The sequence below is a fragment of the Pseudomonas sp. FYR_5 genome (assembly GCF_043106315.1).
Taxonomy (GTDB): Bacteria; Pseudomonadota; Gammaproteobacteria; order Pseudomonadales; family Pseudomonadaceae; genus Aquipseudomonas; species Aquipseudomonas putida_Y.
The window spans coordinates 57,331-81,721 of sequence record NZ_JBICMK010000047.1; the positions used below are offsets into that span (position 1 = coordinate 57,331).

At 63.1% G+C, this 24,391-nt stretch carries 18 protein-coding genes and 1 riboswitch; of the genes, 8 read left to right on the forward strand and 10 right to left on the reverse strand.

The features are described from left to right. Positions 1-27 precede the first annotated feature (27 nt). From ACF8RA_RS06290 to ACF8RA_RS06300, 3 genes are all read right to left on the reverse strand, one after another. A complete protein-coding gene (locus ACF8RA_RS06290) occupies positions 28-1,038 on the reverse strand; it encodes an aldo/keto reductase (RefSeq protein WP_176684263.1) in 1,011 nt (336 codons plus the stop codon). A 72-nt stretch (positions 1,039-1,110) separates the two neighbouring features. Then, on the reverse strand, positions 1,111-2,631 hold the full coding sequence (locus ACF8RA_RS06295) for an FAD-dependent oxidoreductase (protein WP_392461283.1): 1,521 nt from the start codon (positions 2,629-2,631) through the stop codon (positions 1,111-1,113). 174 nt (positions 2,632-2,805) lie between these two features. Beyond that, positions 2,806-4,134, reverse strand: coding sequence for an MFS transporter (locus ACF8RA_RS06300; RefSeq protein ID WP_392461285.1), 1,329 nt, complete (start codon positions 4,132-4,134; stop codon positions 2,806-2,808). 163 nt (positions 4,135-4,297) lie between these two features. On the opposite strand from ACF8RA_RS06300, the gene ACF8RA_RS06305 reads away from it, so the two are divergent. Together ACF8RA_RS06305 and ACF8RA_RS06310 are read left to right on the forward strand one after the other, a co-directional pair. After that, positions 4,298-5,395, forward strand: a complete 1,098-nt coding sequence (locus ACF8RA_RS06305) for a sugar diacid recognition domain-containing protein (protein WP_392461286.1) — start codon at positions 4,298-4,300, stop codon at positions 5,393-5,395. Positions 5,396-5,536: 141 nt separating this feature from the next. Next, entirely contained in the window at positions 5,537-6,676 is a 1,140-nt protein-coding gene (locus ACF8RA_RS06310; protein WP_252461330.1) for a glycerate kinase, read from the forward strand. 20 nt (positions 6,677-6,696) lie between these two features. On the opposite strand, the gene ACF8RA_RS06315 is transcribed toward ACF8RA_RS06310, so the two are convergent. Further along, on the reverse strand, positions 6,697-7,596 hold the full coding sequence (locus ACF8RA_RS06315; RefSeq protein ID WP_392461287.1) for a LysR substrate-binding domain-containing protein: 900 nt from the start codon (positions 7,594-7,596) through the stop codon (positions 6,697-6,699). Between the two features lie 127 nt (positions 7,597-7,723). On the opposite strand from ACF8RA_RS06315, the gene ACF8RA_RS06320 reads away from it, so the two are divergent. Then, a complete protein-coding gene (locus ACF8RA_RS06320) occupies positions 7,724-8,770 on the forward strand; it encodes an SMP-30/gluconolactonase/LRE family protein (protein WP_392518934.1) in 1,047 nt (348 codons plus the stop codon). On the opposite strand, the gene ACF8RA_RS06325 is transcribed toward ACF8RA_RS06320, so the two are convergent. The 4 genes from ACF8RA_RS06325 to ACF8RA_RS06340 all read right to left on the reverse strand — a co-directional run bounded on the left by ACF8RA_RS06325 (position 8,760) and on the right by ACF8RA_RS06340 (position 16,645). Further along, positions 8,760-9,740, reverse strand: a complete 981-nt coding sequence (locus ACF8RA_RS06325; protein WP_176686031.1) for a site-specific integrase — start codon at positions 9,738-9,740, stop codon at positions 8,760-8,762. The two genes, ACF8RA_RS06320 and ACF8RA_RS06325, sit on opposite strands and share 11 nt — an antisense overlap. Positions 9,741-9,800: 60 nt before the next feature. Beyond that, positions 9,801-12,128 (reverse strand): putative bifunctional diguanylate cyclase/phosphodiesterase, encoded by a 2,328-nt coding sequence (locus ACF8RA_RS06330; RefSeq protein WP_392518935.1) that lies wholly within the window; start codon positions 12,126-12,128, stop codon positions 9,801-9,803. 81 nt (positions 12,129-12,209) lie between these two features. After that, positions 12,210-13,193: an SCO family protein gene (locus tag ACF8RA_RS06335; protein ID WP_392461293.1), complete on the reverse strand. Its 984-nt coding sequence runs from the start codon at positions 13,191-13,193 to the stop codon at positions 12,210-12,212. Between the two features lie 56 nt (positions 13,194-13,249). Then, positions 13,250-16,645: an Ig-like domain-containing protein gene (locus ACF8RA_RS06340; protein ID WP_392518936.1), complete on the reverse strand. Its 3,396-nt coding sequence runs from the start codon at positions 16,643-16,645 to the stop codon at positions 13,250-13,252. 252 nt (positions 16,646-16,897) lie between these two features. Further along, positions 16,898-17,012, forward strand: a riboswitch (TPP riboswitch). 78 nt (positions 17,013-17,090) lie between these two features. Here ACF8RA_RS06340 and ACF8RA_RS06345 point away from each other — a divergent pair. From ACF8RA_RS06345 to codA, 5 genes are all read left to right on the forward strand, one after another. Next, positions 17,091-17,738, forward strand: coding sequence for a TenA family protein (locus tag ACF8RA_RS06345; protein WP_176684255.1), 648 nt, complete (start codon positions 17,091-17,093; stop codon positions 17,736-17,738). Beyond that, entirely contained in the window at positions 17,735-18,400 is a 666-nt protein-coding gene (tenA, locus tag ACF8RA_RS06350; protein ID WP_176684254.1) for a thiaminase II, read from the forward strand. The genes ACF8RA_RS06345 and tenA overlap by 4 nt, the downstream gene beginning before the upstream one ends. Before the next feature lie 230 nt (positions 18,401-18,630). After that, the gene (gene codB, locus ACF8RA_RS06355; RefSeq protein ID WP_176684253.1) at positions 18,631-19,896 is read left to right on the forward strand and encodes a cytosine permease; all 1,266 of its coding nucleotides are present in this window, start codon (positions 18,631-18,633) and stop codon (positions 19,894-19,896) included. Further along, positions 19,893-21,110 carry a PucR family transcriptional regulator gene (locus ACF8RA_RS06360; protein WP_392461297.1) on the forward strand — a complete coding sequence of 406 codons (1,218 nt, stop codon included), beginning with the start codon at positions 19,893-19,895 and terminating at the stop codon, positions 21,108-21,110. The genes codB and ACF8RA_RS06360 overlap by 4 nt, the downstream gene beginning before the upstream one ends. Before the next feature lie 4 nt (positions 21,111-21,114). Then, a complete protein-coding gene (gene codA, locus ACF8RA_RS06365) occupies positions 21,115-22,356 on the forward strand; it encodes a cytosine deaminase (RefSeq protein WP_176684251.1) in 1,242 nt (413 codons plus the stop codon). A 13-nt stretch (positions 22,357-22,369) separates the two neighbouring features. Here codA and ACF8RA_RS06370 read toward each other — a convergent pair whose 3' ends face one another. Both ACF8RA_RS06370 and ACF8RA_RS06375 read right to left on the reverse strand, forming a co-directional pair. Next, entirely contained in the window at positions 22,370-23,317 is a 948-nt protein-coding gene (locus tag ACF8RA_RS06370; protein ID WP_392518937.1) for an ornithine cyclodeaminase family protein, read from the reverse strand. Beyond that, a complete protein-coding gene (locus ACF8RA_RS06375) occupies positions 23,314-24,303 on the reverse strand; it encodes a threonine/serine dehydratase (protein WP_392518938.1) in 990 nt (329 codons plus the stop codon). Before ACF8RA_RS06375 ends, ACF8RA_RS06370 begins: the two co-directional genes overlap by 4 nt. Between the last annotated feature and the right edge of the window lie 88 nt (positions 24,304-24,391).

The following is a 24,391-nucleotide window of genomic DNA, read 5'->3' on the forward strand; positions in this document are numbered from 1 at the left end:
CGCGAAGAGGCCAGTACAGCAAGACGCTCAGCTGCGTGCCAACCGCCCACTCACATAATGCGCGACATCATTGAACCCTGGGGTCGACGCATGCCCCGGCGTCACCAGTGAGTCAATGAACGCCTCGTCCTCTGCGGTGATCTTCACCGCCAGCGCACCGCCATAGGTCTCCCACTGTTCCTCGGTGCGAGGCCCTACGATAGCGGAACTCACCAGCTGGTTGTTCAATACCCAGGCAATGGCAAACTCGACGATCCCCACACCTTTGGCCTCGACATAGGCCTGGATCTGCCGGGCAATCGCCAGCGATTCCTGGCGCCACTCCACCTCCATGATGCGCTTGTCCTGGCGCCCGGCACGGCTGCCAGCGTCCGGCACCGCCCCGGGCGCGTACTTGCCACTGAGCACGCCTCGCGCCAGCGGGCTGAACGGCACCACGCCCAGACCGTGCGCGGCCGCAGCAGTGAGTTGCTCTGGCTCGGCCTGGCGGTTGACGATGTTGTACAGTGGCTGGCTGACTACCGGCTTGGGTACGCCAAGGCGCTCGGCAATATGACAGACCTCGGCAATGCGCCAGCCACGGAAATTGGACACCCCCCAGTAGCGGATCTTGCCTTGGCGCAACAAGTCGCCAATGGCCTGCACGGTCTCTTCCAGCGGTACCTTGTGGTCTTCGCGGTGCAGGTAGTAGATGTCCAGGTAGTCCATGCCCATGCGGGTCAGCGTGGCATCCACGGCATTGAAGATGTGCTTGCGCGACAACCCGCTGCGGTTGGGCAGGCCGTCGGCCGGGCCGAAGCCGACCTTGCTGGCGACCACCCAGTCATGGCGATGGCGCGCCACGGCTTCACCGACGATTTCTTCCGAGCGCCCGGCGTTGTACACGTCGGCGGTGTCGATGAAGTTGATGCCTTGGTCCCAGGCCTTGTCGATGATGCGCAGGGCATCATCGGTACTGGTCTGCTCGCCGAACATCATGCTGCCCAGGGTAAGGGCGGAAACCTGCAGGCCACTGTGGCCGAGGGGGCGGTAGATCATGCGCGTGGGTCCTTGTGCAGTCGGCTGACCTGCCTGTTTTACACACAACCGGGAAGCATTGAAAGGCACCGCTCAGCCAATGAGCGCCAAAGCCTCCTGCAGGCTTAACGGGCGCTTCAGGCGTTGCGACAGTGTCGCCATGGCATCGGAATAACCTTTGGCGATAACGGCCTCGACGCGCTCATCCACACACTGCAGGGCAACGAAATCGCCTTTTTCCGGCTCCCCGACGAATTCGATCCGGTTCCAGTCCCTGGCATGACCCAGCACTTCATAGGTACGGCCGTGCTGGTAGGTCCAGAAGAAGGGTACATCGGCATAACGGCGCTGTTCGCCAAGCATGTTCGCGGCGGCGATAACCCCGTGTTGCTGGGCCAGGCGCCAGTGTTCGATGCGCACCGGGCGCCCCGTGAGCGGGAACGTGGCAATGTCACCTGCGGCCCACAAACCGTCAGCTGCGCGCATTTCTGCGTCGACCCTCACCGATTTGTCTTCGCCAAGCGGCACACCTTGAAGGAACGCGGTGGCGGGTTTTACCCCGGTGCCGAGCAGGACCAAGGGGGTCTGCAGCCGTTCACCATTGGCCAGTTTCACCGCTTCGGCCTTGTCCTGGCCTTCGATCCGCTCGACCTCGGTAGGGCCGTGGAAGGTGATCCCTTTTCGTTCATGCAGCGCGCGAATGCAGCGCCCGATCCGCTCACCCAACTGTCGGGCCAGAGGGACTTCGTGGCGTGTGACCACGTGCACCTGCAAGCCATATTTGCGCAATGCCGAGGCTGCCTCCAGGCCGATGAAGCCGTCACCGACGATGACCACCGGCTGGCCAGGCTCGGCTGCATCGAGCAGCTGTGCAGCATCTTCCAGTGAGCGGAGGGTGAACACCCCGGGCAAGTCGGCACCGGGAATGTCTGGGCGCAGTGCTTTACCGCCGGTTGCCAGCAGGCAGGCGTGGTAATCGATCTGCTGACCATCGGCGAGGGTGACCTGGCGCTTCTGGCTGTTCAGGGTGCGCACCTTGCCGCACTTGCGTTCCAGCTGGCCCTTGCGCAGGGCGTCGGCTTCGAGCAGCGGGGGGACCTCATCGGGCGGCATCTGCCCGGCAATCACGAATTTGCTCAGTGCTGTGCGGTCGTAGGCCGGCTGGCGTTCCTGATCGATCCATACCAACCGGCCAGCGAAGCCATGAGCCAACAGGGTGGCGACGGCGGCGCTGCCGGCGGCACCGGCGCCGACTACCACGAAACAGCGGGCATCGCTGTGCCTGGGCGGTTCGGTTACCGGCAGGGGCTGGTCATCGACCCAGATTTCATCGCCCTTGATCCATGCCTTGTAGCGGCGCAGGTCGGCCAGCGCAGGTGGCTCACAGACCACCCCGTCGTCAACCGCGAAGGCAGCTTTGTGCCAAGGACAGACCAGCAGGCCACTGCAAACCACGCCTTCATCAAGGGGGGCGCCTGCGTGGGGGCAGTTGCCCTGGTAGGCATGTACCTGATCGCCTTGGCGGATGAGGATGAGTTCTTCGTTGCCGGCCTGCACGCGCAGGGGGCGGTGTTCGTCGAGCTGAGCCAAGCGTGCCACGGCGTATTGGGTCATCGAGGTTTCTCCAAAGGGGCCTTTGGAACCATTTGACGCCTGGGGCGCGGAGGGGATGCGTTGAGCTGACGATCGGTGGAGGGTTTGAATTTCGTATGGCTTGGGTGGGCCTCTTCGCGGGCTTGCCCGCCCACAGGCTTGAAACTTGTGGGAGTGGGCAAGCCCGCGAATGCCTCAACTCGCCCGCGCAGTGCTCAGCGAACCCGCTCGCGTTACACGCAAGGCCACCAGGCTACCCACTACGATCAACGCCGCGAGCGAATACAGTGCGGCATCGGTTGAGCCGGTCTGGTCCTTGATGAACCCGACCAGGTACGGGCTGAGGAACCCTGCCATCTGGCCTACCGAATTGATGATCGCCAGACCTGCCACGGCAGCTCCGGCACTGAGCAGCGCGGTGGGCATTGGCCAGAACATCGGCAGGCCGGTAAGCGCGCCCATGGTGGCGATCGACAAGCCAAGAATGGCAATGCTCGGGGTACCGGCGAAGTTCACCGCAATCAGCAGGCCGACGGCGCCCATCAGCATTGGCACCACAAGGTGCCAGCGGCGCTCGCTGTGCAGGTCGGCCGAGCGCCCGCAAAGGATCATGAACACACCCGCCAGCAAGTACGGGATGGCGCTGAGCCAGCCGATCAGCAGCGGGTTGTCGAAGCCCATGCTCTTGATGATCGAGGGTAGCCAGAAGTTGATCGCGTACACACCGCTCTGGATGCAGAAGTAGACGAAGCCGAAGGTCCAGATCAGCGGGTTGGTCAATACGGCCAGCACGCTGTCGCTGGTGGTGTTCGGTTTGCTTGCGGCATCGGCCTGCAGGTCGGCAGCGATCAGTTGACGTTCAGCCGGGCTCAGCCAGGCGGCTTTCTGGTAGCCGTCACTGAGCAGGAACACCGCCAGTACGCCCAAGGCCACGGTTGGCAGGCCCTGGATCAGGAACATCCACTGCCAGCCGGCCAGGCCGTGCTGGCCGGCGGCAAAATGTTCGAGGATCCAGCCGGAGAACGGCCCGCCAAGCAGACCCGATACCGGGATCGCCGACATGAAAAGGGCCATGATGCGGCCGCGCCGGGCCGCCGGGAACCAGCGCGAGAGGTACAGCACCACACCCGGGAAGAAGCCGGCTTCGGCAGCGCCGGTGAGCAGGCGCAGGGTGTAGAACTCGGTAGGGGAGGTGACGAACAGCAGGCAGGTGGACAGGCTGCCCCAGGCGATCATCATCAGGGCGATCCAGCGCCGTGGGCCGAAGCGATTGAGGGCCAGGTTGCTTGGCAGGCCGCACAGTACGTAGCCGATGAAGAAGATGCCGGCGCCAAGGCCGTACACCGTTTCGCTGAATTTCAGAGCGTCGAGCATTTGCAGCTTGGCAAAGCCGACGTTGACGCGGTCCAGATAGTTGAACAGGTAGCAGATGAAAATGAACGGAATCAGCCGCAGGGTGATACGCCGGTACAGCGCGTTACGGGTGGTGTCCGTGCCTTGGTCAGGGGCGGGGCTGTGTGCCATGATCGGGTTCTCTGTTGTTATGGTTTTCGCCGCGTCGCCTGTTTCGGCGCTCGCCCTGACGAGTCTCGGGGACTGCGGCTAGCCTGTCTTTGTGCTTTTGCACAGCGCTTGGCCCAGGCTGCTGTGCCCGAGCCCAAAAGCCAAACACCTAAAGGACCACGCAATGTTCGAACTCGACCATGACCTGGCACAGGATATCGTTGACCGGGCAATGGCCATCTTGCCTTGCAACGTCAATGTCATGGACAGCCAGGGGTTGATCCTGGGCAGTGGTGAACCGGAGCGCATCAACACCCGTCACGAGGGGGCGCAGCTGGTTTTGGCCAATGGCCGGATCGTGGAGCTGGATACCGACGCGGCCAAGTGCCTGAAGGGCGTGCAGCCTGGGGTGAACCTGCCATTGATGCTTGATGGGCGACTGATGGGTGTGTTGGGCCTGACCGGTGACCCGCAGCAGGTGCGCACCTATGGCGAGCTGGTACGCATGACCGCCGAAATGCTGCTGGCCCAACGCAATTTACAGGCTGACCAGCAATGGCGAAGGCAGCGCTGTGACGACCTGCTGGCGCTGTTGCTCGGCGGCAGCGGTAACGCCCCGCGCTTGCTGGACGAAGCCCGTCAGTTGGGTTTGAAACCTCAGCTGCCGCGGATTCCGTGCCTGTTTGAAATTACCTCGGGGGCACCTGCCGAGGCGCTGGCCGCATGGTTGATGAGCCGTTATCCGGATAGCTGGTGTGTCAGCCCGGCCCGCCAGTCGTTGCTGTGGTGCCGCCCGGCCGGCGTGGCACTGGATGAACTGCGCCTGCTGGAACGCCTGCAACGCCACGGCTGGGACATTGAGCGACTGGCCCTGGGTAGTGCAGCGCAGAGTCTGGAGCAGTTACGCCGTGGTTACCGCCGGGTGCGTGACTTGCTGGCCTATGGCCGCGAGGTATTGCCCACCGAACGATTGCTCAGCCTGCAGCGCTACCGGCTGCCGGCGCTGCTGTGGCGCCACCGTAACGACGACGCGCTGGACGAGTTGATGGAGCCGTTGCAGCGCATCCGCGCCAAGGACAGCAGTGGTCAGTTACTCGTCACTCTGCGCGCCTGGTGTGCCCATGACGGCCAGAGCCAGTCCTGTGCCGATGCCCTGGGCATCCACCGCAACAGCCTGCGCTATCGACTGGAGCGGATAGCCGAGCTGGGAGAGGTCGACCCGTTGCGCCTGGAAGGGATGCTTAGCTTGTACTTGGGGTTGCAGCTGTTGCCAGCTGACTGAAGGGTTCACTTGCCGGCGATTGGGCGAGAACAGGCAAAAAGGCATCTGCCCAAACAACCCGGCCAGCGATTTGTGCATTTGACCGAGGTCACCTTGGCTGCCACCTGTCAGCATGCTGCTCATCAGGACAGGAGAAACCCCATGAAGATCGTCATTGCCCCCGACTCGTTCAAGGACAGCCTCGACGCTGCCGGTGTCGCCCGCGCCATCGCTGCAGGCCTGAACGAAGCGTGGCCGGAGGCTGAACTGGTCGAGTGCCCGATGGCCGACGGTGGCGAAGGCACCATGGAAGCGATCCTGGCCGCCAGCCACGGTGAACTGCGCCGCCAGGCCGTGCGCGGGCCATTAGGGCAAAGCGTCGAGGCCAGCTGGGGCTGGTTGCCGCAAGATCGCACCGCAATCATTGAAATGGCCCAGGCCAGTGGCCTGCAACGGGTGCCAACCGGCCAGCGCGATGCTTGCCGCAGCAGCACCTGGGGTACCGGTGAACTGATTGCCGCAGCCCTCGCCGCCGGAGCCCTGCGTGTGGTGCTGGCGATTGGCGGCAGCGCCACCAACGATGCCGGCAGTGGTATGTTGCGAGCGCTTGGGCTACGCCTGCTGGATGCTGACGGGCAAGCACTGGAAGAGGGCGGCCTGGCCTTGTCCAAGCTGGCCCGTATCGACGCCAGCGGCCTCGACCCGCGCCTGGCCGAGGTGCAGTTTGAAGTCGCGGCGGATGTCGACAACCCATTGTGTGGCGCCAACGGCGCATCGGCCATCTTCGGCCCGCAAAAAGGTGCCAACCCGCAGCAAGTGGAGGCGCTGGACCACGCGCTGAAGCACTTTGCCGACCATTGTGCGCTGCTGTTGGGCGAGGATGTGCGCGATTACCCTGGTTGTGGCGCGGCCGGTGGCATGGGCTTCGCTGCCCGGGCATTCATGGATGCGCAGTTCCGTCCAGGGGTGGAAGTCGTGGCTGAGCTGGCTGGCCTTGCCGCCCTGGTGCAGGGGGCAGATCTGGTGGTGACTGGCGAGGGGCGTTTCGATGCCCAGACATTGCGTGGCAAGACGCCTATGGGTGTGGCACGGGTTGCCAAGCGCCATGGCGTGCCGGTGGTGGTGCTGGCCGGTACCTTGGGGGAGGGGTATCAACAGTTGTATGCCCATGGGGTCGATGCTGCGTTTGCACTGGCCAGTGGGCCGATGACCCTGGAGCAGGCATGTGCAAATGCTGCCGAGCTGTTGCAGGCCAGGGCTTGTGATATTGGTCGGTTGTGGCGCTGCGCGAAGCGAGGCTGAACACCACTGTTCAAGTGGCCTTAGGGCTGCGTCTGGAACATGGCAATGAAGTTGGCCAGCGCTGGCGAAGCATTCTGGGCGCTCCATTTCATGTACAACCCAAGCCCTGGGGCAGGCTGGTCATCGATAGGCTGGATCGGGCAAAACTGCACGCGTTCGCGCGGGGTCGAGCGGACGAACGACTCCGGCACCAGGGCCACGCCAAAGCCGCAGGCCACCAGGCCAAGCAGGGTGTGGATCTGCGCCGCCTCCTGCACGATCCTGGGGTAGAACCCGGCCGATTCGCACAGCGCAACCAACTGCGCGTGGTAGCCCCCGCCCAGCGCTTGCGGGGTGAACACGAAGTCCTCATCGGCAAACTCGCGCAAGTCGACAACTTCGTGCCGTGCCTTGGGATGGCTGGCGGGCAACGCCATGACGATCTGCTCGTCAAGCAGCAAGCGTGCCTCCAGGGTGCCGACTGGTAGCGGAAGCCTGCGCATGAAGCCAATATCCGCCTCACCGGCCAGCAAGGCCTTGGCCTGAGCGGCGGATGGCATCTCGCGGATGGTCAGTTGCACGTTCGGATAGGTTTCCCGAAAGCGGCGCAAGCGGTTGAGCAGCGAGTCGTAATAGGCGATGGAAATGGCCGTGATGGTCAATTTGCCGCTGACCCCCGCAGAAACGTTGCGCGCGTACTCGATCCCTTGTTCCAGTTCGGCAAGCGTGCGGTAAGCGGTGTCGAGAAACGCTGCACCCGCTGCGGTCAGACGCACCTCGCGCTTGTTACGCAGAAACAGGCCAAAGCCGAGCTTTTCCTCAAGCCGGTTGATCGCCTGGCTCAGCGGTGGCTGCGCCATGTGCAGGCGCTGGGCGGCCTTGTGAAAGTGCAGCTCTTCGGCCACGGCGATGAACTGCCTGAGCAAACGTGTTTCGATCATCCAGCATTCCTGCAGCGCGGCGACACGGCGGTGATATCCATGGGATATCAAAGTTGCATGCTTTTAATATTAAGTCATTGATTTTTTTGTTGATATCGTAAAAAAGGAGAATTGAAGGTAGCCAGAAATGCCCGTTACTCACCTGGCCGGTGCGCTGTGCCATCACACTAATGACAGCGATGGCCAGTACACCGCCACGCGCTTCAACAAAGACAGCGGCGTCAGCTATCGTCTTGACCTCGGCCGTGTGCAGGCCAGCGACCTGGCGCAGGTGGCCGAGCGTAGGAGAGGCATCAAGGAATGCAACTACGTGCCAGTCAAAGTTGCCAACGCACGCGCGGACCTTGGTGAAAGCCTGGTCTGGGATGAAGGCAGTGGCGTGCTGTACTTTGTCGATATCTCCGGCGGGCGCATCAACTGCCTGGCACCTGATGGCGAAGTCGATTGCCTTTACGAGTCTGCCGCGCGCATTGGCGCCCTGGCGCTGACCGACCGAGGCAACCTGATTTTCACCGAGGATGCCAGCGTGGCCATCTTCGATGTGCCAACGCGCAAGGTGCGCCAGCATTCGGCATCGGTTCATCCGCGCTCGACTTTCCGCTTCAACGATGGCGCCTGCGACCCGCAGGGACGCTTCGTCACCGGCCTGATGGACGAGGCCCCCAGTGGCAATACCGGGGCGCTTTTTCGCTTTGACTGGCAATTGAGCGACCAGGTGATTCACGATGACATGGCCTTGCCCACCGGCCTTGCCTGGTCGCAGGACGGCCACACGGTGTATTTCGTCGATTCGGCGGCGCGTGCGATCTACCGCGCCGAGTACCTCATCGAAGGCCGGCTGGGCGCTGTTACGCTGTTTGCCGAAACTCCCGCCGAACTGGGCCGGCCGGATGGCCTGGCGCTGGACCGCGAAGGCGGGCTGTGGGTGTGCCAGTACCATGGCAGTTGCCTGCTGCGCTACGACCGCCACGGGCACCTGACCGACCAGGTGTTGATGCCAGTACCGTGCCCCACCAGCTGCTGCTTTGGCGGGCCCGGGATGAACACCTTGTACATCAGCACCGCGCGTTACGACATGATGCCAGAAGACCTGCACCATTATCCGGACGCTGGCGACCTGTATGCCATCCGCCCGGAAACGGGCGGCGTCGCCAGGCACAGCTTCAAGGAATAAGCGGTTGCACCTGACTGGCCGGTAGCACGGCCAGTTCGCCAAAGCGTTGCGCCGAGTCGATGTAGCGCAGCGCCGACTTGGCATCTTTCCAGCCCACATAGCTCATCAGCGATTTCAGTTCCCAACCATTGGCGGTTGCCCAGGTGGCGAAGCCACGCCGTAGCGAGTGGCCGGTATACAGCGCCGCCGGCACCCCGGCGCGTTCCAGCATGCGCCGCAGCAGGCCGACCAGGCTGTTGCTGTTGAGCGCGCTGTCGCCAAGGTTGCCCCAGCGGTCGAGTTTGCGGAACACTGGCCCATGGGCAATACCGGCGACTTCAAGCCATTGCAGGTAGGCAGTGACAGGGCACAAGGCCTTGAGGGCAGGGGTGCGGTGCTGCACGCCCAAGGCTTCGCGGTCGCCCTTGCTGCGTGGCAGGAAAAGCGTAATGCCGACACCGGCTTCAGCCTGGATGTGTTCGATGCGCAGGCGTGCCAACTCATCGCCGCGAAAACCACGCCAGAAACCCAGCAACAGCAAGGCGCTGTCACGGCGAGCCCGGCGCAGGGCTGCCAAATCATGGTGCTCGCGGGCTTGTCGGGCTTCTTCTTCAAAACACGTCACAGCAGTTTGCAGGTGTTGCAGCAACAGCGGGGCGGCCTGTTTGGGTGGCGTCGGGTGCAGGGTGCGGATGCCGCGCAGCACCTGACGCACCAAGGGTGCCTTGGTCGGGTCGGGGAAACCTTGGGCGACGTGCCATTGGCTGAGCGCGGCCAGGCGTTGACGCAGGGTGCTGACGGCATGCTGGTCGGCATGATCGGCCAGGTAGCGGGCGATACTCTCGGCAGTGGCCGGGAGAAAACCGCCCCAGTGGCTTTCGAAATGTTCGATGGCGGCCTGGTAGCTGCGCCGGGTGTTGTCACGGGTGGCGGCGCGAAGGTAGCGCTCGATATCGGTCATGGTGCGGGTGTCGGTGTGTGATCGGTACACGATAAACCGAAATGCGTTGCCTGTCCTTGCCCAACGCCATCGGCAAGCCTGCCGTTGCGCTCAGTACACGCATGCCTTGTCCTCGATACCGTTGAAGGGCGGGTAAACCCACAGCTGCGGCAGCGACAGTGGCCGGCTGAAGTGGTAGCCCTGGGCGATATCGCAGCCGGCAAGCTTCAGATACACCACCTGTTCACGGGTTTCCACCCCCTCGGCCACCACTTCCAGGCCCAGGCGCTTGGCCAGGATGATGGTGGAGGACACGATAGGGCTGTCGTCATGGCTGTTGGACAGCGCCGCGATCAGCGAACGATCGATCTTCAGCTTGCTCAGGGGCAGTGAATGCAGGTGGGCAAAGCCGGCGTAGCCACGGCCAAAATCGTCCAGACTGATACCCAGACCTGCGCCGCGCAACGTATGCAGGTGCGCCACCGCCGTGCCTTCGGGGTCGAGAATGGTGGTTTCGGTAATTTCCAGCTCCAGCTGCTGGGGCGCGATGCCATGATGCTGCAACTTGCTCAGCAGCCGGTCAGCGAAGTCGGCTTGACGCAGTTGCAGGGCGGAGACATTGACGGCCAGCCGTGTCTTGCGGCCTTGGGCATTCCAGCTCGACAAGGCTTCACAGGCCAGCTGCAGTACTTCCCAACCCAGCTCGACAATGAAACCACTGCGCTCGGCCAGGCCGATGAAGCGGTCCGGGTACAGCAGGCCGAACTCGGGGTGGTCCCAGCGCACCAGCGCCTCGTAGCCCAGCACCTGGTGGGTGTCAAGGCGCATCTGCGGCTGGTAGTGCAGCACGAACTGGCGTTCGGCCAAGGCACTGCCGAACGCCTGTTCAAGGGTAAACGCCTGGATATCGGCCAGGTTCAGCGAGGGGTCGAAAAAGCGATACTGCGCGCGCCCTGCCTGCTTGGCCGAGTACATTGCCGCATCGGCGCTGCGTATCAGGCTGTCGATGTCCTGGCCATCACGCGGACAGATGCTCACCCCTACGCTGGGGCTGGTGTTGACCTCTTGGCCATCCAGGGCGTAGGTGGCCGACAGTTTCTGCACCAGTTCGTGGACCCAGGCGTTGATCTGCTCCTCGCTGCGCTCGCCGGCCAGCAGCACCACGAATTCGTCGCCGCCAAAGCGCGAAGCCTCGTCGCCGGGCTCCAGCAGGCGCTGGATACGCCCGGCCACGGCCTGTAGCAGCAGGTCACCAATCTTGTGTCCAAGCGAATCGTTGATCGACTTGAAACGGTCCATGTCGATGAACAGGATCGCCATCAGTCGGCGCTTGCCACGTTGCCGAGTCAGCACCTGGCTGGCCACTTCGACGAACTGGCGACGGTTGTGCAGGCCGCTGAGGTGGTCGGTGGCGGCGGCGTGGCTGCTGCGCCGGTGTTCGTCCTCCAGGCGCACGATCAGCTGCTGATTGACCTGCTGGGCATGTTCCAGCGCATCGAATGCCTCCTGGCGCTTGCGTAGCAGGCGCAAGGTCCATAGCAGGCTGGCCAGGATCATCAGGGTCATGCTCAGGTTCAACCAGAATTGCCGGGAATAGGCCAGCGTCGAGGGTGTGAGGATTTCTGCCTGGCGCTGGCTGACCACCACGCTGAAGCCTTGCTCGGGTACATGGCGGTACACGCTTTGGTAGGCATCACCCGCTACGTACTGGGTCAGCATGCCCGCTTCGGTGTTTAGCGCCGGCAGCGGGGGCTGCAATAGGTCGCCGGCAGTCACCGTGCCGCTGTTGTCGATGCGCAGCCGCTCCAGGCCGTCATCCTGCAGCAGACGCACCAGGCCACTGTTGCCCAGGTCGATAGGCTGGAACAGCACCGCCAGGTAGCCGACGTCCAGTTGCACCATCAAAATGTTGTCGATTTCCCGGCCGGTCGAATTGGTCAACGGCAGCAGGAAGGGCAGGCGCCAAGTGGGCAGGGTAGCGGTTTGGTTGACAGGCTGAATGCTTGGCAGGAAAGGTTTGAAACCGTAGCGGTCAATGTGCCGTTGCAGTTGGCGCAACCAGTCTGCCGGCAACTCGGCGGCCTCATCGGTATGGCTGGCCGACAGCAGCCGGCCTTGTCGGTCGTACAGGCTCAAGCGCTTGAAAACTGGGTCTGCTACCAGGCTGGGTGCCAGGCGGAAGTTGCCCTGACGCAGCGCTTTCATATCGTCCTGGGTAACACGACCCACCGCCTGGGCGCGGTCGACAAGCTGTCGCAGGCTTTCGCCCAAGATGTTGGCCAGGTTCAGGTGCTCGATGGCCTTGGCCGACAGTGCATCCTGTCGGGCGGCGGCTTTTTGCGTGACGTGCAGCCCCCAGAGAAAGGCCAGGGTCGCTGCACAGAGTATCAGGATCAGCAGTCGCAGAAGGCTGGATGAGGAAAGCGAACGGCGAATCACTGCTGATAGTTCCCGACCCTGGGTGATGCTCGAAAAATACGACAGCGAGATGACAGCCTGATGACTGATGGCTAATCGCCTTTAGGGGATTCCCTTATTTGCAACGGGTGTCTGCAGGCGTGCCGTTTCTTCTTCGAGGTAGCTTATCAATGCGCTGACTTCGGCATCGCCCAGGCGCATGTTGGGCATGGCCAGGCGGTTGTATTGTTCGAACAGCAGCATGGCCAAGGGGTCTTTTTCGGCCAGCATCTGGTCGGGCACCTTCAGCCAGCGGACCAGCCAGTTGGCGTCACGCTGGCGGGTCACGCCCAGCAGGTCGGGACCTATGCCTGGTTGGCCTGGCTCGGTGTTGCCCACGGTGTGGCAGGAAGAGCAACGGGTGCGGAAGATCTGCTCGCCGCTGCTGGGTGTGCGCATCTGCGGCGCTTGAGCGTAGTCATTGGTCATGGCGCTGGCCTGCTTCCAGTTGTGCAAGCTGTTGCCGAGGCGGTCGGCGAGGATGTACGGGCTTTCGAAAGGCGAGGCTTTCATCCAGCGGCCGGTGGCCTGGTTGCCGATGATGAGGCTCAGGTTGTGGTCTTTGGAGCGGCCGTTTTCCAGGCCATCGATCCACAGCCCCAGGCTGCGGCGTAGTTGCTCGATATCGTCAGGTTCGCCGGTCAGCAAGGTCCAGCCTGGGCCGATGCTGAACTTTTCGGCATAGCGCTTGAGGGTGGCGGGGGTGTCGTTATAGGGGTCGATGCTGATGGAGTAGAGGAAGATATCCTTGCCGACCCGGTCACCGAGGATTTTCTGTACCTGGCGCAGGCGTGCGGTTTCCACTGGGCAGGAATCGGAGCAGCCGGTAAAGATGAAGTTGATGGCAACCACCTTGTCCTTGATAAGGTCGTCGAAGAAATGCACTTCTTCGCCATCCTGGGTGAGCAGGGGGATGTTGGGGAAGTAGTTGGCCCCCCAGGGAGTGGCAGCTGCTTCGGCCACCGTTTGTTGCGGGTGCAGTGGCCAGAACGGAATGCTGGCGGCGAACAACGCAAGTACCAGCAGGAAACGCCATGAGCCGGGCATGATGCGGTCCTCGTGGGTTGGCTGAGCGGGGCCGCATAGGGGTCCCCGCTTTGCACTCACTTGTATTTGACTGGCGCTGTCACCGTCTGGCCCAGTGCCGATTTCACCGTGACCGTCGCTGGCGTGGCCGGGCCAAAGCCGGTGGTGGTCACCGCTACCCGCCAACGGGCCCCCGTAGTCGTGGCAGTCAGCGTCGCGTTCCCCAGGCTTACCGGACCACCGGTGGTTGCTGCAGTCACACTGATGCTGTTGCCCGTGGCCACCGTGGTAGTCCCCTGCACATCCCAGGTGAAACGGTTGCCGCTGCGTTCCTGCACCGTGGCACTGGTGACCTTGAGTTCGTCGGCCGCTGCTGCTGCGGTTACGGCGATGCTGACCGTGGCCGGGGCCACCGACTCGGCACCCTTGGTATCACGCGCCGTGTAATTGAAGCTGGCCGTGAATGGCGTGGCGACCGTAGCGGGCGGGCTGTACGTTACGGTGGTGCCGTCAGTGCTGACGGCACCCTGGCCGGAGTCCGGCTGGCTGAGGCCGGTTACCGTGAGCGGTACATTGCCGTCCGGGTCACTGTCGTTGGCCAGCACGTTCAGGGTGATCGGTGTGCCAGCCGTCGTTGCGGCACTGTCATTGGCCGCGACGGGTGGTTTGTTGGCCGGGTCGTCATTGTCGTCGTGGGTTTTGGTGCGGAACGTTGGCAGGCCCACCGAGGCCATGTAATGCACGCCATCCCATCCCGGCAGCGGGGTCGGCATCACCTGGAACTGCCCCGGGTGTTCAATGTCCCAGCGCAGCAGCATCGAAGAGTCCTCGTGCTGTGTGTTGTGGCAGTGCTCCATGTAGGTGCCGGCAAACTCGCGGAAGCGGATGGCCATTTCCACCTCGATGGACGAATCAGTATCCGGCCCGATTCGGTACACATCCTTGCGCGCCCATTTTTCCCATTCTGGCGGGGCCTTGCCGTCGCGGCTAAGAATCACGCCTTCCTCGAAGTGCACGTGTACCGGGTGGCTCCAGCCATTGCCGGCGTTGACGATTTTCCACACTTCCAGGGTGCCGTCGCCGCTGAAACCAGCGTCGGTAGACTGGTTGGCCAGTTGCGGTGCGGCACTGATGCGGCGTGGGTCCATGCTGTAGCCAAAGCCGCCGTCGGTCTTGATGGTCCACGGGGTGGTGTCCGTACCGTCAGAGCGGCCAAAGATGAACTCGCGGTGGCGGGCATCCTTGAGTTTGGCCTGGTCGGCTGCGGCGTCGCGGTCAATTGGCAGGGGCAGCATTTTCAGGCCGGCAGCCTTGCCTGGCTTGGCCGGCTCATAGGCTACCGGGTCCATGCTCAGGTCCTGGCCGGTGTACGGTTGCACCCACAGTTGCAGAAACTTGCCGACTGCCGGATCGCCCTTGTCCCACTGCGGGCCTTTGCTGGTCTGCTTTATCACCGCCTTGTATTTTTCCGACAGCACGTCGGCCAACGGGATAGCTTGCTTCGGACCTTTGCCGGAGTCGTGCTCCATCAGGTTGACGAAGTACAGCTTGTCGCCTGCCTTGATGCCATTCCTGGCGAAGTTGATGATGATGTCGTAGCGCTCGGCAATGCCCTGCAGTGGCAGGATGCCGTTGTTGTCTTGCAGGTTGCCGTCACCATTGAGGTCCATCGTGCCGTCGAATGGCACCGCGTGTTCCATGATGTTGCCGTCGTTGGCGATCATGTGGAACGGCACCCGCGCATACGACACGTTGGAGCCGGACGGGCCTTTGAACTCGCCACTGTTACCGGCAATTTCCCGCACCACGGCGAACTTGAAGTAGCGTGAAACCGAACCGTTGAGGATACGGAAACGGTAACTGCGCGCACGCACCTTGAGCCTGGGCTGGTACTGCCAGTTGACCAGGATCTGGTCACCGAGGAAGCCGTCAGTGTTGAACGGGTTGAACCACAGCTGGCCGTTTGCATCCCAGGCCTTGTCGGCTATCACCAGGTTGACGTCATAGTCACGGTTACCCCAAGGCATGGCTGAGCCACTTGGGAAGCGCAGGTTGACACCGTCCTGCAGGGCCTCGTTGCCGCGGTCCAGGGCGCTGTAGTAGTTCATCATCACGGCGTTGCCTTTGTAGACGTTCTGCGCCGTGAAATCCATCATGTGGCCGTGGAACCAGTGGGTACTCATGGTTTCGCGCCAGTCACCACGAATCTTGATGCTGCCGTTCTCGCAGGTTTTCAGGCCCGGTGTGCCATCGTTGACGAACAAGGTTTCACCCGGCGAGCAGGGGAAAGCTGCTCGCGGGTCCTGGGCACGGGTGTTGATGGTGTCGTAGCCGGCCAGCTGCACCGGCCAGCGGTAGTCGTAGTACTGGCCGGGGAAGAAGTACGCGTTGGCAAAGCCGTCGCTTTCGGCCGGGGAGTGGCCGTTGTGCTCGTGGGTCGAGATGGTATGCAGGCCAAAGCCGCCGTTGGCCGACGGGTCAATCGGCAGGGCGTTGTAATGGCGCATCAGGATTGGCTGGCCGTAGCGCACCATCAGCAGCTTGGGCGGGAAAGTGCCGTCGAAGGTCCACAACGATTTGTGGTTTTGCAGCGGCATGTTTGGGTGGAAGCGTATGTCGATACCCTTGGTGGTGCCCAGCGTGGTCGGAATGTCCGACGTCTGGTAGTACAGGCCTCCTGGGGCAAATTCACCGACGGCATAGTTGTGCAGTTGCTTGCGGTCGCGCAGGCCGAGGTTGATGCGCGCACCGGCCTGGGCGGTCTTGAACGCTGCCTGCGGGTAGAACTCGTTCCAGCGCTGGTGCGACCAGCCTTTTCCTGGTGGCCGGCCTTCAGCGGGCGAGCCGACCGGCTGGCGGTTGAGGAACATCTCGATCTGCGCCTTCCATGGGTTGCGGTCCAGCACGTTGGCGTACTGGGTCGGGAACGGGTACAGGCCGGGTTGCTTGAGGAACGCTTCCAGTGCGCTGCCACTGGGTCCGCTGCGTGCCACCACGTTGGGGTCTTGCGCGGGGGCCGCGCCGAGGGTGGGGACCGGAAAGGTCAGATCGGGCGCCGGCGTGGTCGGGTCGAGCTTCTCTGGCCCGAACTCTTCGAACAGCAACAGTTGCTGGGTGAAAGGTTGCGCACCGAACAACGGGCTGGGTTTGCCGTTGGTAGGGTACTTGTCCGACGTTTGCAGGGCAGGCGGCAGCACGTTGTCGGTGCGTACCGTGCTGCGGTCGCCATATACGCCATCGGTCAGCTCCAGCGCGCCCTCGTTGGCCTCGGGCAAGGTTTTCAGCTCAAGCAAGGCAGCGGTCGGGTCGTCCGGCTGGTCAGTGTAGGCCGACGGGTCGGTCGGCGGTGGCGGGCTGTTGTCGTCGAGGGGGGCTGCCATGGCCGTGATCAACCCCAGGCTGATCATCAGCGCAGTGACGGAGGACAGATGGAACGCGCGCCTGGACGCGTGGCTCATGGCGGATGTTTTCATTGGCTTAAGCCTCTGTTGCGGCCTTACGGCCTTAAGCCATCAATGGCGTTTTGCCCGTTAAATGGCCATGAGCAACAGCTATGCCAACAGATATTTCAGTAATGCTTTGACATACAAAACCTTGCAGCGCCTGGCGTGCACTAAACGATGGCGCGTCAAGAATGGGGGCAGATACCCATTAGCGGGTCACCATTGCCCACAGTTCGGGGAGTTGGAGAGTAGTGACAGGCGCGGCGCCCTCGGGTATACCTGAACGCCACCAAGGGGAGCCCGGCAATGGGCTGAGAAACCGCTGAACGCTACAGCGCGGTGACCCTTCGAACCTGATCCGGATCATGCCGGCGAAGGGATGGGGCTTGTAACCTGCCTTTTTGCCGGCCTCACTGCGAGGCCAGTCCATGCCAACTTTCAAGGTCTCGCTGTCACCCTCATCAAGGACAGCAACATGACCGAACGTTTCAGCCAGTCCCTGCGCCGCCAGTGCGAGCCGACCTGGTCGGCGGCCGTTGGCCACCGTTTCGTGACCCAATTGTGCGACGGCAGCCTGCCTGACCCGATCATGGTCAGCTACCTGGTTCAGGACCACCGTTTTCTCGACAGCTTCCTGACCCTGCTGGGCGCGGCGATCGCCACCGCTGACACGTTTGAAGCCCGCCTGCGCTTCGGCCGCTTTGCCGGGATGATCTCCAGTGACGAGAACACCTATTTCCTGCGTGCCTTCGAGGCCCTGGGTGTCAGCCCGGCGCAACGCAGTGAACCGGCCGATACCGCGCCTACCGCAGGTTTCAAGGCGATCATGCGCGAAGCGGCAGCCACCCGTTCCTATGCAGCGGCACTGGCGGTGCTGAACGTTGCCGAAGGCCTGTACCTGGACTGGGCGCTCAAGGCGCCGAAACCGATGCCGGACAACTTCGTCCATGCCGAGTGGATTACCCTGCACGACAACCCGGCGTTCCAGGCATTCGTCGCTTTCCTGCAGGCCGAACTGGACCGCGTCGGCCCGCAGGAGGCCGCATTGGCCAGTGACTTCTACCAGCGCACCGTGGCGCTGGAGCTGGCTTTCTTCGATGCAGTGTACCCGGAGGGCAAATGAGCATGGATATCTTCGAGCGCCTCAAGGCCGCCGCCACGCCACAATGGAACAGCTACGTAGACCATGACTTCGTGCGTCAGATGGGCGAGGGCACGCTGAGCGAGGAAGCGTTCCGAACCTACCTTGTGCAGGATTACCTGTTCCTGATCCAGTTCGCCCGCGCCTGGGCGCTGGCCGCCTACAAGAGCCGTCGCCCGACCGACATTCGCGCGGCGCAGGCCGGGCTGGCGGCGATCCTGGATGAAACAGAGCTGCACTTGCGCCTGTGCGCGCGCTGGGGCTTGACCCAGGCAGACATCGAAGCCGCGCCAGAGCACCAGGCCACGGTGGCATACACCCGTTACGTGCTGGACTGCGGCGCTGCCGGCGACCTGCTGGAGCTGCATGTGGCACTGGCACCTTGCGTGATCGGCTATGCCGAAATCGGCCGGACCCTGGCCGAGCGCATTGGCGACTTGAGCAATCACCCCTACCGCGAGTGGATTGGCGAGTATGCCGGGGAGGGCTACCAAGGGGTGGCCGCAGCAGCGCGCAAGCACCTGGACGAACTGGCAGCGCGCAGCATGACCGAACAGCGGTTCGCCGAACTGGCAGGGATTTTTGGCCAGGCCTCCAGCCTGGAGGCTGATTTCTGGCAGATGGGGCTGGACGGGATCGTGTAAACCGCCGTGGGCTGGGTGATTACTACCCAGCCTGAGCCCGCTTTGGTGCATGAACGCCTCAAAATAAGTCGTCCCGCACACTTCAAATCGTCAGATCGCGGCTTTAATGTGCACAGTGCATATGGATTTCTGGGCGACCAGCCCGATTTTTCCGGGTGGCGGCGCAGTAAAAAAAGCGGCCCGCATATTGCTCTTTCTGCTCCCGACTACACACCCGGAGCACCCGTGCAATGAGCTCACCCAACGAATTCCCCCTCAGCGAAGCCCCGCAGTCCGCCCGTAGGGGCCTGCTGCCGATCGCGATGGTCTTGTTCAGCTTCACCTTCTTTACCGGCACGATGTTCGCCGGCGGCAAGCTGGGCATGGCATTCAGTTTTGTCGACATGCTGTGGGTGGCTACCCTTGGCAACAGCCTGCTTGCCTTGTATGCCGCAGTGCTGGCCTTCATCGCCTCGCGCAGCGGGCTGAACACCGTGCTGATGGGGCGCTTCTGTTTCGGTGAAGCGGGGAGCCGGCTCTCGGATTTTCTGCTGGGTTTTGCCGAACTGGGCTGGTATGCCTGGGGCACGGCTACGGTGGCCATCGTGCTGGTCAAGCTGCTGGGGCTGGCGGATGGCTTCGGCATGCCTTTGATGGTGCTGTTCGGGCTGGGTTTCAGCATTACGGCCATCATCGGTTTCAAGGGGCTGGATGTGTTGTCGCGGGTGTCGGTGCCATTGATGTTCGTGCTGCTGTTGGTGTCCATGTACATCGCCACCCGTGATGCCGGTGGCTTTGCCGGCCTGGCTGCAGTCGTCCCGCATGAAACCATGACCTTTTCGGCGGCAGTCACCATGGTCTTCGGCACCTTCGCCAGCGGCGCCACCCAGGCCACCAACTGGACACGGCTGGCACGCAGTGGCCGGGTAGCGGTGACCGCCAGCGTGGTGGCATTCCTCCTTGGCAACGGCCTGATGGTGGTGGCCGGCGCGTGGTGCGCGATGGTTTACCAGCAGGCCGATATCGTCGACGTGATGATGCTGCAGGGTCTGTCGTTCGCAGCGGTGGTGATGCTGTGCCTGAACCTGTGGACCATTCAGGGGCCGACCATCTACAACGTGTCGGCCGCCGCCTGCCATTTGTTGCGCAGTGAGCGCCGGCGCACGGCAACCCTGGTGGCGGCCGGAGTTGGGATTGTGCTGGCGATGGGTGGCATGTACGAAATGCTGATCCCGTTCCTGGTGCTGCTGGGGTCGATCATTCCGCCGGTGGGTGGGGTGATCATGGCTGACTTCTGGTATCGCCACCGCGGCAAATACCCGGCGCTGGGTGCGGCAAACCTGCCACGCTACAACCTCACCGGGCTGCTTGCCTATGCCGTGGGCGCTGTACTGGCCTATGCCTCACCGTGGGTCGCGCCGCTGGTGGGCATCGCCGCCTCGGCAGTGTGCTACATCGTCATTCTGGAGCTGGGCGCACGCCGCCGGGCGCCACGCCAGGCGGGTGTCGAGCCGTGAGCCTGGCGCTGGACGAGATCCTGCGTTTGCCCGGCCTGCACGAAATGCATGTGCGGGCCGGGGCGCGCAACCTGCAACGGCGGGTACGCTGGCCTTACGTGGCGGAGAACGAGGGTATCGCCGAATGGGTGATGGGCGGCGAACTGGTGTTCGTCACCGGCATCAACCACCCGCGCGGCGAAGCCAACCTGCTGAGCCTGGTGGAGGATGGCGACGCCGTGGGCATTGCCGGCATGGTGATTCTCACCGGCGGCAGTTTCATCCAGAGCATCCCGGCGCCCGTGATCGCGCGCGCCGAGCAACTGGGCTTGCCGCTGATCGAACAGCCCTACGCGCTGAAGATGGTGGTGGTCACCCACCTGATCGGCACTGCACTGGTGCAGATGAGCCAGGTGCGCCGCTCGCGCAACGACATCCTTGGCCAACTGCTGACGGGCGACTACCCGAGCCTGGCGATTGCCCGGCAGCGTGCAGCGCACCTGCAACTGGCGCTGGACAAGCCGCGGCGCCTGCTGGCGTTGCGCCTGACGGGCGTGGACGCCTTGTTCGAGCGCCAAGGGCTGGCCCACGGCGAGCGTACCTGGCAAGCCACCCGGCAGGCCCTGGAAGACCAGCTGGAAGCCTGGTGCCGCCAGCGGCCTGACAGTGTGACAGCGCAACTGCCGGGCGACCTGTTCGTGGTGCTGCTGGCCGATACGCACGACTTACCCGAGACGTTGGGTGCGCTGTACCGGCAGTTGCAAGCCGCGACAGGTGAACTGGGCCTTTACATGGGCCTGTCGAGCCTCGCTGACGATTGCGCGCATTACCGCCAGGCCCTCAACGAGGCACGCCAGGCGCTGGATGTAGCGCAGCATCTGCGCCCGGTCAACGGCTATTGCAACTTCAGCGAGCTTGGCGTCCTGCGCCTGCTGCAAGGTATTGTCGACCGCTCGCTGATCGACGATTTCGTCAGCCGCACCCTCGGCCCGCTGATCGCCCCCGGGCGCAAACACGCCAATGCCCTGGTGCATACCCTCGACGCCTTGCTAATGGAAAATGGCAACGGGCTCAAGGCCGCACAACGCCTGGGGCTGCACCGCAACACCATCAATCAGCGCATCCAGCGCATCGAACAACTGAGCGGGCAGTCGCTGGACGACCCGCTTTTTCGCATGAATGCTTCGGTCGCCATGCTGGTATGGCGCATGAGCGAAGCCCACGGCAAGGAGTAACAGCATGAACATTATCAACGCACGCCTGCGCGGCAAGCCTGGCCTGTTCCGCGTCGAACTGAACGGCGAGCGCATTGCCGCCATCGTGCCCCAGACCGACGCCGTGGCGCCCGCTACGGTCAATGACCTGGACGCCGGGCAAAACCTGGTGGTCGCGCCCTTTGTCGAGCCGCACATTCATCTGGATGCCACGCTGACCGCTGGTGAGCCGAAGTGGAACATGAGCGGCACGTTGTTCGAAGGCATTGAGCGCTGGTCCGAGCGCAAGGAAATCACCACCCACGACGACATCAAGACCCGTGCGAAAAAAACCATCGGCATGCTGGTGGACCACGGTATCCAGCATGTGCGCACCCACGTCGATGTGACCGACCCGAAACTCACCGCGCTCAAGGCCATGGTCGAGGTGCGTGACGAAGTGCGTGAGCTGATCGACCTGCAGATTGTCGCCTTCCCGCAGGAGGGTATCGAGTCGTACGCCAACGGCCGGGCGCTGATGACTGAGGCCGTGGCAATTGGCGCCGACGTCGTCGGCGGCATTCCGCATTTCGAAAATACCCGCGACCAGGGGGTATCGTCGGTGAAGTTCCTGATGGACCTGGCCGAGCGTACCGGCTGCCTGGTGGACGTGCACTGCGACGAGACCGACGACCCGCAATCGCGCTTCCTCGAAGTGTTGGCCGAAGAAGCGCGGGTACGCGGCATGGGGGCCCGGGTCACGGCCAGCCACACCGTGGCCATGGGCTCGTATGACAATGCGTATTGCTACAAGCTGTTCCGCCTGCTCAAGCTGTCGGGCATCAACTTTGTGTCGTGCCCGACCGAGAGCATTCACCTGCAAGGGCGCTTCGACAACTACCCGAAACGTCGTGGCGTTACCCGCGTCGCCGAGATTGACCGCGCCGGCATGAACGTGTGCTTCGGCCAGGATTCCATCGTCGACCCGTGGTACCCGCTGGGCAATGGCAACATCCTGCGCATTCTCGAAGCAGGCCTGCACATCTGCCACATGCTCGGCTATGAAGACCTGCAGCGCTGCCTGGACCTGATTACCGAGAACAGCGCCCGCACCCTGAACCTGGGCGAGCGCTATGGCATCGAGGTGGGGCGGCCGGCGAACCTGTTGCTGCTGTCGGCGCCGGATGATTACGAGATGGTGCGCAGCCAGGGGCACGCTTTGGTATCGGTACGCAATGGCAAGGTACTGATGCAGCGCACGCCAGCGCAGGTGCAACGTTTGCGCTGACGCTGTTGTCGCCTCAGGTGCACAGGGCTGCCAGGGCGTAGCTTGCGACTTGCGCATCCTGCACTGCCACACCGGTCAGGTCCGCCAGGGTAATCTGGCTGTCGTGCTCACGCCCCTTGGCGCGGCCAGCCAGCAGCGTACCCAGCTCGATCAGCTGGTTAGCGTCGATCCGGCCGCTGCCGAGGGCATGGGCCACTTCGCCGTACTGGCTGCACTGGGCGATGGCGTCGACGATGATACGGTCTGCCCTGGCCACCAGTGCCGGATCCAGCTCCTGCTTGCCGGGCGCATCGGCACCGACGGCGGTGATATGCGTACCCGGCTGGACCCAATCGCTGTGCAACAGCGCCTGGCGAGAAGGCGTGGTGCAGACGATCAGGTTTGCAGCGCCCGCAACCTCGGCAGCATCCTGCGTGCTGTGCACTGCGAAGCCCAGCTCGCGGGCAAATGCCGTATAGGCCGCAAGCCCGCGTTCATGCCGGCCCCAGACAATCACCTGGCGGCAGTCGGTCACAGCGCGAAGCTGCTCAAGCTGCATCTGCGCCTGCATGCCGGTGCCGAGGATGCCAATGGCCTTGACCTGGGATGGCGCCAGCAGCCGGGCGGCGATACGCCCGGCCAACGCGGTGCGCATGGCAGTCAGCCAGCCTTGGTCCTGCAGCAGTGCCAGCGGCTGACCGGTGTGTGCAGACAGCACAAGCATCAGGCCGTCATTGCTCGGCAGGCCCTTGGACGGATTGTCGTAGAAGCCTGTCGAAAGCTTGACGGTGAAGGTCGGGCTGCCTTCGATGTAGGCCGACTTCACGCAACAGTCACCGTTCCCGCCCTTGAATGCGAAGCCCTGCACGGGCGGTACCTGCACCTTGCCTTCGGAGTAGGCGATGAAGCCTTCCTCCAGTTGGCTTACTGCCAGCTCCGGGTTGAAGCGGGCGATGATCTGCGCCTTGCTGAAGACCTTCATTGAATGGCCTCGAGGAACTTTTCCAGCAGGATGTTACGGCCACACAGGATCACCGCGACACGCTTGCCCTGATAGCGCTCGGCGAGCTTTTGCATGCCGGCGACCGCCACCGCTGCAGCGCCTTCGATGATCCAGCGCTCACTGCTGGCGATCTCGCGCATGGCACAGCGGATTTCGTCCTCGCTGACCAGCACGGTATCGGTGAGCAGTGCCTGGCAAAGCGGGAAGGTGACCGAACCTGGCTCTACGCCGCCAGCCGTGCCATCGGACAGCGTTTCGCAGGCATCCACTTCGATGATTTCACCGGCCTTGAGCGATTGCTGCAACGTCGGGTCATTCGCCGGCCAGCAGCCGATGATCTCGATGCCCGGCTTGAGTACGCGCAAGGCGGCGCCGATGCCGGAAATCATCCCGCCACCGCCCACGGCAACGAACACCGCGTCCAGGTCTGGCGCCTGCTCGAACAGCTCCATGCCGATGGTGCCCTGGCCGGCAATGACTTGCAGGTCGTTGTAGGGTGACACGAAGGGGACGCCCTGGGCCTTGGCTTGCCTGGCTGCTTCCAGCTCTGCACTCAGCGGGTCGGTGGGCAGGCAGACCACTTCGGCGCCCAGCGCGCGCATTGCCTCTGTTTTGTATGCCGACGCGCCCGTGGTGGTGTAGACCTTCACTGGCACGCCAGCCATCTTGCCGGCGAGGGCCAGGGCCTGCCCATGGTTACCGGAAGAGGCGGCTATCACCCCCTGCTTGCGCGCCTCGGCCGGCAACAGGCGCACCTTGTTGCTGGCACCGCGAAACTTGAATGAACCGGTGTGCTGCAGGTGTTCGCATTTGAGCAGCACTTCACAGCCGGTCAGTGCCGACAAACGAGGGCTGTGCAAGAGCGGGGTAATGCTGACGGCCGGGCGGAGCGCCGCATGGGCCTCCTGAATGTTTTGGTGCAATGTATCAAGGAACTGGGCATCAACGGACGGGGTGGCTGGCATGACGGGTCCTTGCAGGCATATGGATAATTTGTCCACAATAGAATTATATTCCACCAATAGCAAGAGCGTGTGCCTACAGCCAGGCAAT